12 protein-coding genes are annotated in these 14132 nt (G+C 54.0%); 3 read left to right on the top strand and 9 right to left on the bottom strand.

Features of this window, described 5'->3' with window-relative positions; all coding sequences use genetic code 11:
• Positions 1-362: 362 nt before the first annotated feature.
• The 3 genes from asnS to E2L00_RS06025 form a co-directional block, all read right to left on the bottom strand.
• Positions 363-1763 carry an asparagine--tRNA ligase gene (gene asnS / locus E2L00_RS06035; RefSeq protein WP_167608407.1) on the bottom strand — a complete coding sequence of 467 codons (1401 nt, stop codon included), beginning with the start codon at positions 1761-1763 and terminating at the stop codon, positions 363-365.
• A gap of 172 nt (positions 1764-1935) precedes the next feature.
• Entirely contained in the window at positions 1936-3138 is a 1203-nt protein-coding gene (gene pncB, locus E2L00_RS06030; protein ID WP_167608404.1) for a nicotinate phosphoribosyltransferase, read from the bottom strand.
• 272 nt (positions 3139-3410) lie between these two features.
• Positions 3411-3701 carry a YdgH/BhsA/McbA family protein gene (locus tag E2L00_RS06025; protein WP_167608401.1) on the bottom strand — a complete coding sequence of 97 codons (291 nt, stop codon included), beginning with the start codon at positions 3699-3701 and terminating at the stop codon, positions 3411-3413.
• Between the two features lie 311 nt (positions 3702-4012).
• On the opposite strand from E2L00_RS06025, the gene pepN reads away from it, so the two are divergent.
• The gene (gene pepN / locus E2L00_RS06020; RefSeq protein WP_167608398.1) at positions 4013-6625 is read left to right on the top strand and encodes an aminopeptidase N; all 2613 of its coding nucleotides are present in this window, start codon (positions 4013-4015) and stop codon (positions 6623-6625) included.
• Between the two features lie 91 nt (positions 6626-6716).
• On the opposite strand, the gene ssuB is transcribed toward pepN, so the two are convergent.
• Genes ssuB through ssuE form a run of 5 tightly spaced genes read right to left on the bottom strand, consistent with a single transcriptional unit; the run spans position 6717 to position 10973 of the window.
• A complete protein-coding gene (gene ssuB / locus E2L00_RS06015) occupies positions 6717-7487 on the bottom strand; it encodes an aliphatic sulfonates ABC transporter ATP-binding protein (protein ID WP_167608395.1) in 771 nt (256 codons plus the stop codon).
• Entirely contained in the window at positions 7484-8275 is a 792-nt protein-coding gene (gene ssuC, locus E2L00_RS06010) for an aliphatic sulfonate ABC transporter permease SsuC (protein WP_167608392.1), read from the bottom strand. The genes ssuB and ssuC overlap by 4 nt, the downstream gene beginning before the upstream one ends.
• Positions 8276-8285: 10 nt before the next feature.
• Positions 8286-9431 (bottom strand): FMNH2-dependent alkanesulfonate monooxygenase, encoded by a 1146-nt coding sequence (gene ssuD, locus E2L00_RS06005; protein WP_167608389.1) that lies wholly within the window; start codon positions 9429-9431, stop codon positions 8286-8288.
• On the bottom strand, positions 9428-10405 hold the full coding sequence (locus E2L00_RS06000) for a sulfonate ABC transporter substrate-binding protein (RefSeq protein ID WP_167608386.1): 978 nt from the start codon (positions 10403-10405) through the stop codon (positions 9428-9430). Before E2L00_RS06000 ends, ssuD begins: the two co-directional genes overlap by 4 nt.
• The gene (ssuE, locus tag E2L00_RS05995) at positions 10398-10973 is read right to left on the bottom strand and encodes an NADPH-dependent FMN reductase (RefSeq protein WP_167608383.1); all 576 of its coding nucleotides are present in this window, start codon (positions 10971-10973) and stop codon (positions 10398-10400) included. The genes E2L00_RS06000 and ssuE overlap by 8 nt, the downstream gene beginning before the upstream one ends.
• Positions 10974-11221: 248 nt before the next feature.
• Here ssuE and pyrD point away from each other — a divergent pair, with 248 nt between their 5' ends.
• Both pyrD and E2L00_RS05985 read left to right on the top strand, forming a co-directional pair.
• Complete coding sequence (gene pyrD / locus E2L00_RS05990) at positions 11222-12232, top strand: quinone-dependent dihydroorotate dehydrogenase (protein ID WP_167608380.1); 1011 nt, start codon at positions 11222-11224, stop codon at positions 12230-12232.
• A gap of 165 nt (positions 12233-12397) precedes the next feature.
• The gene (locus E2L00_RS05985) at positions 12398-12940 is read left to right on the top strand and encodes a cell division protein ZapC (RefSeq protein ID WP_167609636.1); all 543 of its coding nucleotides are present in this window, start codon (positions 12398-12400) and stop codon (positions 12938-12940) included.
• Here the strand turns inward: E2L00_RS05985 and E2L00_RS05980 are convergent.
• Complete coding sequence (locus E2L00_RS05980; RefSeq protein WP_167608377.1) at positions 12937-14049, bottom strand: YcbX family protein; 1113 nt, start codon at positions 14047-14049, stop codon at positions 12937-12939. The genes E2L00_RS05985 and E2L00_RS05980 overlap by 4 nt on opposite strands.
• Between the last annotated feature and the right edge of the window lie 83 nt (positions 14050-14132).

The raw sequence follows: 14132 nt of genomic DNA, 5'->3' as shown, positions 1-14132 counted from the left end.
TTGGCTTTGGTCAATTTATTAGCTACCCCTAACTTATATATATGAATTACTTATGTTTAATCCGCATAAAGCAAAAAATGCGTTACGTTTCGTTTACTTTTGCAGATTTTTTGTTACTTTTTTGGATGTCCAGACATCTGTGCAGCTTTCGTACAAATATGCTAAGCAAATGCTTTTAGAAAAACCCCAGTAAAAATCTGGCTTATTTTGTGCCCAATTATGTCACAGAGATATTTCGTTACGGAGAGAAGGCTGGACGGGGTTGAAACATACATTTGTTTAACTTCTGTTGAAGAAAAACAACCTTTGTAAAATGAATAAAAAAGAGGCCAGCGATGCTGGCCTTAGTTAAAACGGCTACTTTAGAAGCTTGCGTTACGTGGCGTACGCGGGAACGGAATCACGTCACGAACGTTCTGCACCCCGGTAACATAAGCTATCAGACGCTCAAAGCCGAGACCGAAGCCGGAATGTGGCACGGTGCCGTAGCGACGCAGATCGCGGTACCACCAGTAGTCTTCTTTGTTCAGACCCATTTCAGCCATGCGCGCGTCCAGCACATCCAGCCGCTCTTCACGCTGAGAACCACCGATGATTTCACCGATGCCCGGGGCTAATACGTCCATGGCGGCAACGGTCTTGCCGTCTTCGTTAAGGCGCATGTAGAAGGCCTTAATGTCTTTCGGATAGTTTTTCACCACTACCGGCGCTTTGAAGTGTTGCTCAGCAAGGTAACGTTCATGTTCGGAAGAGAGGTCGACGCCCCAGTAAACCGGGTTTTCGAACTTCTGGCCGCATTTCTCAAGGATAGCGACAGCATCGGTGTAGTCTACCTGGGCGAAGTCGGCCTCAATGAAACGTTGCAGACGCTCAACCGCGTCTTTATCTACGCGTTCTGCGAAGAACTGCATGTCGTCCATGCGTTCGTCCAGCACGGCCTTAAAGACATATTTCAGCATCGCCTCTGCCAGACCCGCGACGTCGTCCAGGCTTGCGAAGGCCACCTCTGGCTCCAGCATCCAGAACTCCGCCAGGTGGCGGCTGGTGTTGGAATTTTCTGCGCGGAACGTTGGGCCAAAGGTATAAACCTTAGACAGCGCACACGCATAGGTTTCGCCGTTCAGCTGGCCGGATACGGTCAGGAACGCTTCTTTACCGAAGAAGTCTTTGTCGAAGTCGATTTTACCTGCATCGGTACGCGGCAGGTTTTCGAGATCGAGCGTTGAAACGCGGAACATTTCACCGGCGCCTTCGGTGTCGGATGCGGTAATCAGCGGGGTGGAAACCCAGAAATAGCCGTTTTCATGGAAGAAGCGATGCAGCGCCTGCGCCAGCGTATGACGAACGCGTGCAACCGCGCCTATCATGTTGGTGCGCGGGCGCAGGTGTGCAACTTCGCGCAGATATTCGATGCTGTGACGCTTTGCCGCCATCGGATAAGTATCCGGATCGTCCACCCAGCCGGTGACTTCTACGCTGGTCGCCTGGATTTCAAAGCTCTGGCCCTGACCAAGAGATTCCACCACCTTACCCGTGACGACGACGGAGCAACCGGTAGTCAGGCGCAGCACGTCTTCACTGTAATTGGGCAGAGAATTATTGATGACGGCCTGTACAGGAGAGAAGCAGGAACCGTCATAGACGGCGAGGAAGGAGATACCAGCTTTTGAATCTCTTCGAGTACGCACCCATCCGCGCACGGTGACTTCACTGTCAACGGCGACGCGGCCCTGGAGTACGTCGGCTACAGGCACAACGCTCATAGTTTTCTCTCTATTAAATGGTCAATGACAAAAAATAATTACCCACAACGGGGGGATATCTATGTTACCTGTCGCGCGCCGTCAGACAAGCGGAAATCGCATTCGTTTGAAGAAATAAAGAGGAAGAGAGGCCCGTAAACCAAACAAATATAATTTACAGGCCTTATTTGATTCAGCTGGCTTTTTTTACCAGCGGCAAATCGAAGGCTTTACGCAGGGCGCGCACGAACGCTTTATCATGGCAAATGGTTTTGCCGGGGCTGTCAGAAAGTTTTGCTACGGGTTTACCGTTGCACTCCACCAGCTTGATAACGATATTCAGCGGTTTCACCTGTGGGATATCGCACGTCAGGCGTGTGCCAATTCCGAAGCTCAGATTGATGCGTGAAGCAAAATGCTTATAAAGCTCAACGGCTTTTGGTAAATCCAGGTTATCGGAGAAAACCAGCACCTTGCTCATTGGGTCAATACCCAGGTTTTCATAATGCGCAATGGCTTTTTCACCCCATTCAAACGGGTCACCGGAGTCGTGGCGTAACCCTTGATACTGCCGGGCAAACTCGGGGCCAAAGTCGCGCAGAAAGGCGTCCATAGTAATGCAGTCGGTAAGAGCGATGCCCAATCGATCCGGATATTCATCCAGCCAGGCCTGAAGCGCCGCGCGCTGGCTATTGGCAAGCACCGGGCTGATTTGCTGATGCGCCTGGAACCATTCGTGAGCTTGCGTACCCATCGGCGTCAGGTTCAGGCGACGCGCCAGATCGTAATTGCTGGTGCCGACAAACCAGGGCTCCTGTCGCAGGCGACCAACGATGGCCTCCTGAACTTCACGGGAGAAGCGACGCCGTGTACCGAAGTCCATCAGATGGAATGAAGACAAATTGACATCCGCCGTCAGTTCTTTGAACTGCAGCAGCTTGCTTTCCAGATGCGCCAGCGCCATCTGCGGCGTAACGGCCGGCGAGCGATGCTGATGCACCACTTCACTGATCACGGCCAGCAGCGGCACTTCCCACATGATAACTTCACGCCACGGGCCGGTCAGGCGAATATCCAGGTGGCCTTCATTATTAGTGATTTCAACCTGCGTGGGGTCGTAGCGGAAAGTACGCAGCCAGGCGAGATAATCTGCTTCAAAGAAAGGAAGCCCCTCAAGCCAGACGAATTCCTCGGCGCTTAGCGCGAGGCGTTGCATATTGTCGACCTGTTGACGGATTGCATCTGCATAAATGCCCAGCAGATCGTCACCGCGGCAGCGAAACTCGGCCGCGACGCTCACGTCATAATAACGGTGGAATACCGCCTGCTGCATATGAAGCTTATAGGCGTCAGTATCCAGAAGCGTTTGCAAAATCGGGGAAGCGTGTCGTGTCATGGCGCGTTGCAGCATCCTCTCACAGGAGCGTTTCCATCAAGGGCTAGAAGCAGATAAAGACGCAGGAGTATACCCTGATTATCTGTTTATTAAACCCGGATCACAACACAAGGGTGAATTCGGGTCGAGAGCAATTCGTGCCGCAGGGTATAGTTATGTGGCGGGTTCTTAGTTAACTCCTTGAAGTTAAATATAATTATTTCTCCATTGCTTCCGGCGGGGAGATAAAAAACCACGCAACAAGGCGTGGTTTTGCAGGCTTAAATCAGAGTTTATTTGTCGGCATCTTTGTAGACATTAGCCACTGCTTCGAAATTAGAACCATGCTCACGCGCAGCAACGATATGGTAGTACTTGCCACCTTTTTCATCTGCTAAATCTGAAAGTTTATCGTGCAGATCGGATGGGGATGAAATCGCTCCGCCGCTCTGTGAAACGCTGACGCTGCCCACTTTGACAAGCTTGAAGTGGGTAACTTCATCTTTGGAAACCTGATCGGCAGCAAAGGCACCAAAGGAGATAGCAGAGATCAGAAGAGAGGTAACTACAGCAATTTTTTTCATAAAAGTCATCCTTGTATGGCTGGACATAGAAGTTTGCTTAACGCTAATTCAGTTTAGACCAATTTCTGCGGGAGGCTAATGACATCAGCAAGTGCTGTATTTTCCTGTCGGCAATATAAAAAGGCGAAGAGCGACACATCTTCTTTTGCTTGTTAGCCGACTTTTGCACCAGACCTTGCATAAGCCCATGTTACAAAAATGTAGCAAACAGCGTGATTAGCCCGGAAAAGATGATGATTCTGCGTGGCAACATTAACGCAACAGGAATAGACTGAATGCCGATAACTTACGGATGATGTATAAGGTTTTTTATGACACAACAGCCACAAGCCAAATACCGCCACGACTACCGTGCGCCGGATTACACGATTAGCGACATCGATTTGACCTTTGACCTGGATGCCACAAAAACCCTGGTCACCGCCATCAGCAAAGTAAGCCGCCAGGGCGCAGCTCAGGCTCCTCTACGTCTTGAGGGTGGCGACCTTACCCTGGTCAGCGTTCACGTGGACGGCAAGGCCTGGGAGCATTATTCCCTGCAGGAAGGCGCGCTGGTGCTTGAACAGCTGCCGGAGAATTTCTTGTTGACCATCGTCAATGAAATTAGCCCGGCGGCAAATACCGCGCTTGAAGGGTTGTACCAGTCAGGCGAGGCGCTTTGCACCCAGTGCGAGGCCGAAGGTTTCCGCCATATTACCTGGTACCTGGACCGCCCGGACGTGCTCGCGCGCTTCACCACCAAACTGATTGCCGATAAAACGAAATATCCATATCTGCTCTCCAACGGTAACCGCATTGCTGAAGGGGAGCTGGAAAATGGGCGCCACTGGGTGCAGTGGCAGGATCCGTTCCCGAAACCTTGCTATCTGTTTGCGCTGGTAGCCGGTGATTTCGACGTGCTGCGCGATAGCTTTAAAACGCGCTCTGGCCGCGATGTTGCGCTGGAACTGTTTGTCGATCGCGGCAATCTGGACCGCGCCGGCTGGGCGATGACCTCGCTGAAGGCGTCCATGAAGTGGGACGAAACCCGCTTCGGCCTGGAATACGATCTCGACATCTATATGGTTGTCGCTGTGGACTTCTTCAACATGGGCGCGATGGAGAACAAAGGCCTTAACATCTTTAACTCTAAATACGTGCTTGCGCGTGCAGAAACAGCCACCGACAAAGACTACCTTGATATCGAACGCGTTATCGGCCACGAATATTTCCACAACTGGACCGGCAACCGCGTGACCTGTCGCGACTGGTTCCAGCTGAGCCTTAAAGAAGGCCTGACCGTTTTCCGCGATCAGGAATTCAGCTCGGATCTCGGCTCGCGGGCCGTTAACCGCATTCAGAACGTGCGCACCATGCGCGCGATGCAGTTTGCCGAAGACGCAAGCCCGATGGCGCACCCGATCCGCCCGGAAAAAGTCATTGAAATGAACAATTTCTACACGCTGACCGTGTATGAGAAAGGTTCAGAAGTGATTCGCATGCTGCACACGTTGCTTGGCGAAGAGAACTTCCAGAAAGGCATGCAGCTTTACTTCGAGCGTCATGACGGTAGCGCCGCGACCTGCGACGATTTCGTGCAGGCGATGGAAGACGCCTCCAACGTCGACCTGTCCCATTTCCGCCGCTGGTACAGCCAGGCCGGTACGCCAGTCGTCAGCGTGCGTGATGACTACAACCCGGAAACCGAACAGTACACGCTTACCATCAGCCAGATGACGCCGCCAACCGCGGAGCAGCAGGAAAAACAGCCGTTGCATATTCCGTTCGATATTGAACTCTATGACAACGAAGGCAAAGTTATCCCGCTGCAAAAAGGCGGTCACCCGGTCCATCATGTGCTGAATGTGACCCAGGCCGAGCAGACGTTTGTCTTTGATAACGTTTATTTCCAGCCGGTGCCATCGCTGCTGCGTGAGTTCTCAGCGCCCGTAAAACTGGAATATAACTGGAGCGATCAGCAACTGACCTTCCTGATGCGCTACGCCCGCAACGATTTCTCCCGTTGGGACGCGGCGCAAAGCCTGCTGGCGACCCACATCAAGCTGAACGTTAACCGTAGCCAGCAGAAGCAGCCACTGTCACTGCCGCTGCACGTGGCCGATGCTTTCCGCGCTATTTTGCTTGATGAGGCGATAGATCCGGCCCTGGCCGCTGAAATCCTCACGCTGCCTTCGCAGAATGAAATTGCCGAGCTGTTCCAGCAGATCGATCCGGGCGCTATCGCCGAGGTTCACGAAGCGCTGACCCGCACGCTGGCAACGGAATTAGCGGATGAGTTCCTCGTTATCTACAACGCCAACAGGCTCGACGCCTATCGCGTTGAGCATGCGGACATCGGCAAACGTACCCTGCGTAACACCTGCCTGCGTTATCTGGCGTTTGGTGAGCAAGAGCTGGCCGAGCAGCTGGTGCGCGCGCAGTATGACGCGGCGGATAATATGACCGATGCCATCGCTGCGCTGTCAGCCGCCGTTGCCGCGCAATTACCGTGCCGTGAAGAGCTGCTGGCGAAGTATGATGAGAAGTGGCATCAGGACGGTCTGGTAATGGACAAGTGGTTTGTTCTGCAGGCGACCAGTCCGGCGGCGGATACGCTGAGTAAAGTACGCGAACTGTTGAATCATCGTTCGTTCAGCCTCGGCAACCCGAACCGCATCCGTTCTCTGATCGGCGCTTTTGCGGCGGGCAACCCGGCGGCCTTCCACGCGGAGGACGGCAGCGGTTACCAGTTTATGGTGGAAATGCTCAGCGAGCTGAACTGTCGTAATCCGCAGGTGGCTTCTCGCCTGATCGAACCGTTGATTCGTCTGAAACGCTATGATGAGAAGCGTCAGGAAATGATGCGCGCGGCGCTGGAACAGCTAAAAGGGCTGGAGAATCTGTCCGGCGATCTGTTTGAGAAAATCAGCAAGGCATTAGCGTAAAGGGTTTTGTAAGGTGGACGGCGCTGTCGCTTATCCACCTTACAAACCCGATAGGGTAGATCGGGTAAGCCTTGCGCCACCCGATATTCTCTCAGCCGGTTCGCACCACGCGTTCCGGTTCTTCCTCCTGGCGCTTCATCACTCGCTTAAGCACCTGCGATTCCAGCTCCGCCAGTCTTACCGAGCCCAGACGCCGTGGTCGGGGTAAATCCACCGTTAAATCCAGGCCGATTTTCCCGTCTTCTATCAGCAGCACGCGATCCGCCATAGCAACCGCTTCACTGACATCGTGCGTTACCAGCAGGACGGTAAAACCGTGCTTCAGCCAGAGCGAAACGATGAGATCCTGCATTTCAATGCGCGTTAGCGCATCAAGCGCGCCGAGCGGTTCATCCAGCAGCAGTAAGCCCGGACGATGAATCAGCGCGCGAGCCAGCGCCACACGCTGCTTCTGCCCGCCTGAAAGGGCCGCAGGCCACTCTTTCGCACGGCTCTCCAGCCCGACGGCCGCAAGCACCCGGTACGCCGCATCGCGCCAGTTCCCTTTCAGCCCCAGCCCAACGTTATCAATCACGGATTTCCATGGCAGCAACCTCGCGTCCTGGAACATCAATCTGGTATCGTCCTGGCTTTCGCGTAGCGGGGCGTTGCCTGCCAGCAGTGAACCGGCGCCAGGATTTTCCAGTCCGGCCAGCAGGCGCAGCAAGGTGCTTTTACCTCCGCCGCTGCGTCCGACAACGGCGACAAACTGTCCGGCGGGGACGTGCAACGCCAGTTCGTTGAGAATCGTTTTATCGCCGTAGCGTTTGGTTACGCCCTCAAGCAGCAGCGGCGTACCCTGATTTAAGCGAGCGGTATTCATACGGTTTCCTCTTTTAACCGGTAAGCCGGATGCCAGCGCAGCCAGACGCGCTCCAGCAGCTGCGCGCTGATATCTGCCAGCTTGCCGAGCAGGGCGTACAGAATAATGGCGACGACCACGATATCGGTTTGCAGGAACTCACGGGCGTTCATCGCCAGATAGCCGATGCCAGAGTTGGCTGAGATAGTCTCGGCGACGATAAGCGTCAGCCACATCAGGCCGAGGGCAAAACGCACGCCGACCATAATCGAGGGCAGGGCGCCGGGCAGGATCACCTGAGCAAACAGGCTAAAGCCCGACAAACCATAGCTGCGCGCCATTTCCAGCAATCCCCGATCGATGTTTTTGATGCCGTGCCAGGTATTGATGTAGATCGGGAACAGCGTGCCGAGCGCGACCAGAAAAATCTTGGCGGTTTCATCAATCCCAAACCACAGAATGACCAGCGGGATCAGCGCCAGATGCGGCACGTTACGCAACATCTGAATCGAGGTGTCCAGCAGGCGCTCACCCCAGCGCGACAGGCCGCTTATCAGCCCGAGGATCAAGCCGAACGAGGCGCCAATGCTAAAGCCGATCGCCGCGCGCCAGGAGCTGATCGCCAGGTGCTGCCATAGCTCACCGCTGACGGAGAGGCGCCAGAAGGTGACAACCACGCCTTCGGGCGAGGGCAGAATGCGCGTTGAAAGCCAGCCAACCGAAGAAGAAAGCTGCCAGATAGCGATAATGGCGACCGGCAGCGCCCAGGGAGCCAGGCGGAACAAGAGCTTACGCGTGCTGTTCGTCATGCTTTTCCCCTTAGCTCTGCGCGACTTTACGAGGGATAAAATCGTTAGCCACGACTTCGCCTTTTTCATGATGCTGGCGCGGCTGCGGGATTTCCGGGATAGCGACATCCAGATGCGGGAATAACAGCTCGCCTACACGGTAAGCCTCTTCCAGATGCGGATAGCCGGAGAAAATAAAACTGTCGATACCCAGCGCGGCGTACTCGTTGATGCGGGCCGCGACCGTTGGGCCATCGCCAACCAGAGCCGTACCCGCACCGCCGCGCACCAGGCCAACGCCCGCCCACAGGTTAGGGCTGATTTCCAGATTGTCGCGCCTGCCGCCGTGCAGGGCCGCCATGCGGTGCTGGCCAACCGAATCGGTACGCGCAAAAGCGGCCTGCGCTTTGGCGATAGTGTCATCGTCAAGCTGCGAAATCAGACGGTCCGCTGCCTGCCAGGCCTCTGCGTTGGTTTCACGCACAATCACGTGCAGACGAATGCCGAATCTTACGGTGCGCCCATGTTTAGCGGCTTTGGCACGAACCTGTGCAATTTTCTCTTCCACAAGATGCGGCGGCTCGCCCCAGGTCAGATAAAGATCGACCTGTTCGGCGGCCAAATCCTGCGCGACGTCCGAAGAGCCGCCAAAGTAAAGCGGCGGGCGCGGCTGCTGCACCGGAGGGAACAGTAATTTCGCGCCTTTAACCTGAATATGCTTCCCTTCGTAATCAACCGTTTCACCTTCCAGCACGCGCCGCCAGATGCGGGTAAATTCGGCTGAAGCTTCATAACGTTCCCTATGATCGAGGAACACGCCGTCCCCTGCCAGCTCTTCTGGATCGCTGCCGGTGACCAGATTAAACAGCGCCCGGCCGTTAGAAAGCCGGTCGAGCGTCGCGGCCTGACGAGCGGCAACCGTCGGCGAAACGACGCTCGGGCGCAGCGCCACCAGGAATTTTAGCCGCTGCGTCACCGGGATCATGGAAGCGGCCACCAGCCAGGCGTCTTCACATGAACGACCAGTGGGAATGAGCACGCCGGTAAAGCCGAGCCTGTCCGCAGCCTGCGCAATTTGTTGCAGATAACCGTGATCCACCGGACGAGCGACGTCGTTGCTGCCTAAATAATGACCATCACCATGGGTTGGTAAGAACCAGAATAAATTGAGGCTCATGATTTATCTCCTTTTACGGTGCCTGTCGGCTGCCAGATACGGGTGCGGATATCGATTTTTTTCGGCACTAAATGGTTGTCATAAAACAGGTCGGCGGTTTGCTGCTGTTTTTCAGCGGTTGCGGCGCTGACCGGCACGATCTCGGTTGGCGGGCGGTGATCGAAATAGGTGGCGATGACGGGTTCAGGTAAACCCATGGTTTTCGCAAATAGCGTGATGCTTTTCGCTCGCTGCGTACGGGTCAGATCGTCCGCTTCGCTGAAGATTTTCAGCACGTTTTGCAGGAATTCACCGTGCTTCTCGGTATAAGGACGCGAAGCCAGGTAGAACGAACCGGTCTGGTTTATCAGGCTTGCGTCAGACAACACCCGGACGCCGCCATTGAGAAAAGCGGCCGAGTAATAAGGGTCCCAGATTGCCCATGCATCGACGTTGCCCTGCTGGAATGCGGCACGTGCATCTGCCGGGGACAGATAGGCTGGCTGAATATCGGTAAATTTCAGCCCGGCTTTTTGTAAAGTCCGCAGCACCAGGTTGTGCGAACTGGAACCTTTCTGGAAGGCAATCTTGTGGCCCTTAAGATCGGCAATAGTTTTCAGCGGGCTGTTTTCCGGGACCAGAATCACTTCTGCTTTTGGCTTTGCGGGTTCAGATCCGACATACACCAGATCCGCTCCGGCGGCTTGCGCAAAGATGGGAGGAATGTCTCCTGTTCCGCCCAGATCGATACTGCCCACGTTTAGCGCTTCGAGCATCTGCGGGCCTGCCGGGAACTCTATCCAGGAAATTTTGGTGTGCGGATAGCGCTGCTCAAGGAACTGATAGCTTTTCGCCAGCACCATGCTCACCGAGCCTTTTTGGAAACCAATGCGCAGCCGATCCGGTTCGGGCTGGGCGGCATGAACGGTCATACTCAGGCTTATTATTCCGGCAAAGGCCAGCCAGGGCGCAGTGCGTTTTAAGAGATTAAACATGCGCAGCTCCTTGCTGATTAAACGGGGAGGTGACGGAAAAATCACGGCGATGCAGAGCCTGCCAGAATGTCTCCAGCGCAGTATCCAGACGCTGTTGCAAATTGGGCGTAAAGACCGGCTTGTGCTGATAGTCGGAAACCTGGCTATCGTCGGCAAAAACGCCGTGGAGGATCTCCTGTGCTTTAAGCGCATTCAGCACGGGCTTAAGGGCGTAATCCACCGCCAGCATGTGCGCTACGGTGCCGCCGGTGGCCAGAGGAAGGACAACCTTCTTTTCCAGCGCGCGTTCTGGCAGCAGATCAAGCAGCGTTTTTAGCGCACCGGCAAAGGATGCTTTATAGACGGGCGTGGCGATAATCAGCCCGTCTGCATGCTCAAGCTGTTCGATAAGCGTTTTTAGCGCAGGGCTTTCTAAGCGCGCATAGAGTAAATCTTCGGGCACAAAATTTTGCAGATGCCAGTGACATACCTCCACATCAAGCGCGCTCAGTTTCTCACGTGAATATTCCAGCAGGGCGCTGGAACGGGAAGGAAAGCGGGGGCTTCCGGCAAGGGTGATGACGCGCATCTTGGCTCCTTATAACTAAATGTTAGCTGTTTGTTAAATTTGATAACAATTGCAGCTAATAGTGGCAGAGAGGCGTTATTCCATTAAATGATTTATTTGATAAACAAATGTCGAAAATTGCATAACAAAGCGGAGGAGAGAAAACGTTTGCGTCTATTCGAGCTATTTTTGTTGCAGGTCAATTCCATTCGTATGTGTAATCGATAATAATACGGCCCCGGTTTGCACACCGGAATCCAGGAGAGTTCATGTACTACCCCTTCGTTCGTAAAGCCCTTTTTCAGCTCGATCCAGAGCGCGCTCATGAAGTGACCTTTCAGCAATTACGCCGCGTAACGGGCACGCCGCTCGAATGGCTGGTGCGACAAAACGTCCCGTCTAAACCGGTTTCCTGCATGGGGTTAAATTTTAAGAATCCTCTTGGCTTAGCTGCGGGTCTGGATAAAAACGGTGAATGCATTGATGCGCTGGGGGCGATGGGGTTTGGTGCCATCGAAATCGGCACCGTCACGCCCCGGCCGCAGCCGGGAAATGATAAGCCGCGCCTCTTCCGCCTGGTGGAAGCCGAAGGGTTAATTAACCGCATGGGCTTTAATAATCTTGGCGTGGATAACCTTGTCGAGAACGTGAAAAAAGCCCACTTTGATGGCGTGCTCGGAATCAATATTGGTAAAAATAAAGATACGCCGGTTGAGCAGGGCAAAGATGACTACCTGATCTGTATGGATAAAATTTATCCATACGCGGGCTATATAGCGATCAATATTTCCTCACCCAATACGCCGGGATTACGTTCATTGCAATATGGCGAAGCCCTGGACGATCTTTTAATCGCCCTAAAAAATAAGCAGCAGGCGTTGCAAGAACTGCACCATAAATATGTGCCGATCGCGGTTAAAATCGCGCCGGATCTCTCTGTAGAAGAACTGGTCCAGGTGGCTGACAGTTTAGTTCGCCATAATATTGATGGGGTCATCGCGACCAATACCACCCTGGATCGTAGCCTCGTTCAGGGCATGAAGTATTGTAATGAAACGGGAGGCTTAAGCGGCCGCCCGGTACAGTTGAAGAGTACAGAAATTATCCGCCGCCTGGCGCAGGAATTAAACGGCAGATTGCCGATAATTGGTGTGGGCGGCATTGATTCAGTCATCGCCGCACGTGAAAAACTGGCGGCAGGCGCAACGCTTATTCAAATTTATTCCGGGTTCATATTTAAAGGTCCGCCGCTGATTAAAGATATCGTTACTCACCTCTGATCCCTCTCATATCCAGACAACCGGGGCTTTATTTTCAGCCCTGGTTGTTTTATATTCCGTGGCTGTTGCTAAATTAATCATCCTGGTCTTTTATTAATACAGCCTTAAACGAAGCGGCGAGAAGGATGTTTTAAGTTTGCGGAATAAACAAAAGGGTAGGTTATGATGCGGATAAAACCGGACGATAGCTGGCATTGGTATTTCGATGAAGAGCACGATCGTATGATGCTCGATTTGGCCAATGGAATGATTTTTCGTTCCCGTTTCTCACGTAAAATGCTTACCCCCGACGCCTTTGAAAACGCTGGATTTTGCGTTGATGACGCCGCATTGTTTTTCACGTTTGACGAGACGTGCCGCGATCTACCGCTGAGCAAAGAACAGCGCGCTGAGCTGGTACTGAATGCGCTGGTGGCTATCCGCTATCTCAAACCGCAAATGCCGAAAAGCTGGCACTTTGTCTCGCACGGCGACTGCTGGCAGCCCGAGCCAGGCGATGCGGCCTGCGTGTGGTTAAGCGAAGATATGCAGCAGGTGAATCTGCTGGTGGTCGAAACCGGCGATAACGCAGCGCTGTGTTTGCTGGCACAGCCGGGACTGCAGCTTGCTGGTCGCACCATGCAGCTCGGGGATGCGATTAAGGTAATGAATGACAGACTGAAGCCGCAGCCGGTAAGTAGCAACCTCAGCCTCGATCAGGCGGTTTAAAGCTCTGCTAACTTCACGTCTCCCGCAGGTACGCAGCTACAGCATAAGATGGTGCCGTCTGCGTCCACGGCGCTTTGCTTGAGCGCTTTCACTTCGCCGTCCAGTAAACGAATCCGACAGCTTCCGCAAATTCCGGCACGGCAGGAGTAGGGGATGCGAACGCCCTGCTGCTCAAGCTGTTCCAGTAAGATTTGCTGGTTGTTGCCGCGGAAAGCCTGGCCCTGCCAGTCAATTGCCACCGTGCTTTCCGGCTGCGTTTCTGGCTCAATGCTTTCTACAACCTGACCTGCACCATAGACTCTGGCGGGCTTACGGGCCAGCACTTCCAGCTCATCACCGATGCGGATAATCCCGCTGTTACGCGCAATCAGGTTCTGCCCGAAGTCAACATCGTCGCTATCTTGCGCGGTGCGGAAGCGTTGCAGGGTAGCCAGCGGTTCGCCCGCAGGATGCTTACGACCTTTTTCCGGACTGACGGTAGTGAAGATACAACGGCTGCACGGCTTAGCGACATCAAACGTCACGCCGCCAATACGCACCACCTGCCAGGTATCTTCTTCCCACGCCTGCGCGCCTGCTACCACGATGTTTGGACGGAACTGGGTCATCTTCACGCTTGCCGGGCAGCGGTTTTGCAAATCGCGCAGCGACGCTTCGTTAGTCAGCAGGAAAGGGAAACCGTCAGCGAAGGACAAAGGGACTTCTTTATGGTGCTTAACCCGGCGGGTTAAGGCATCGCCCACCCAACGCAGCTGTACGGGACGTGGAAAGAAGCCGCTCAACCAGCTATTGATGTCATCAGGTGCAATCAGGGCGGTGAAATGGTTGCCCCAGACCTCAGTGGCGGCAGGCGTTGGCTGGAAATCGGCAAAGCGAACGTTTGCTGAGGTGCCATCTGGTGCGCTCAGATAGAGGCCATCATGAAGAATTGCCGGGGTAAAAAGCACCATTTGCGGATACTGACGGGCGGTAATAAACGTACCATCCGCTTCGGTAAGCATAAAAATACGGTCAAAAGCCAGGCCGCTGGGGGCGACCCGTGCATGCGAGAGGGCAAGTCCGCGCATTGATTTGACCGGGTGAATATAAAGTTGAGATAGACTGATCATGCTGCCCTCCATGCCTGTAAAAATAATAAGAGGGCAACTTTATGACATGCGTGGCGGATTAGCTATAATGCGCCACTATTTTC

The sequence above is a fragment of the Cedecea colo genome (genome assembly GCF_011808225.1).
Lineage (GTDB): Bacteria > Pseudomonadota > Gammaproteobacteria > Enterobacterales > Enterobacteriaceae > Dryocola > Dryocola colo.
The sequence above is the reverse complement of the archived record's forward strand: the minus strand, read 5'-3'. Positions and strand labels throughout refer to the sequence as shown.

Bases quoted from the DNA above. Each gene is read 5' to 3' on its own strand.
- asnS (WP_167608407.1), bottom strand. From the start codon at position 1,763: ATGAGCGTTGTGCCTGTAGCCGACGTACTCCAGGGCCGCGTCGCCGTT.
- pncB (WP_167608404.1), bottom strand. From the start codon at position 3,138: ATGACACGACACGCTTCCCCGATTTTGCAAACGCTTCTGGATACTGAC.
- E2L00_RS06025 (WP_167608401.1), bottom strand. From the start codon at position 3,701: ATGAAAAAAATTGCTGTAGTTACCTCTCTTCTGATCTCTGCTATCTCC.
- pepN (WP_167608398.1), top strand. From the start codon at position 4,013: ATGACACAACAGCCACAAGCCAAATACCGCCACGACTACCGTGCGCCG.
- ssuB (WP_167608395.1), bottom strand. From the start codon at position 7,487: ATGAATACCGCTCGCTTAAATCAGGGTACGCCGCTGCTGCTTGAGGGC.
- ssuC (WP_167608392.1), bottom strand. From the start codon at position 8,275: ATGACGAACAGCACGCGTAAGCTCTTGTTCCGCCTGGCTCCCTGGGCG.
- ssuD (WP_167608389.1), bottom strand. From the start codon at position 9,431: ATGAGCCTCAATTTATTCTGGTTCTTACCAACCCATGGTGATGGTCAT.
- E2L00_RS06000 (WP_167608386.1), bottom strand. From the start codon at position 10,405: ATGTTTAATCTCTTAAAACGCACTGCGCCCTGGCTGGCCTTTGCCGGA.
- ssuE (WP_167608383.1), bottom strand. From the start codon at position 10,973: ATGCGCGTCATCACCCTTGCCGGAAGCCCCCGCTTTCCTTCCCGTTCC.
- pyrD (WP_167608380.1), top strand. From the start codon at position 11,222: ATGTACTACCCCTTCGTTCGTAAAGCCCTTTTTCAGCTCGATCCAGAG.
- E2L00_RS05985 (WP_167609636.1), top strand. From the start codon at position 12,398: ATGCGGATAAAACCGGACGATAGCTGGCATTGGTATTTCGATGAAGAG.
- E2L00_RS05980 (WP_167608377.1), bottom strand. From the start codon at position 14,049: ATGATCAGTCTATCTCAACTTTATATTCACCCGGTCAAATCAATGCGC.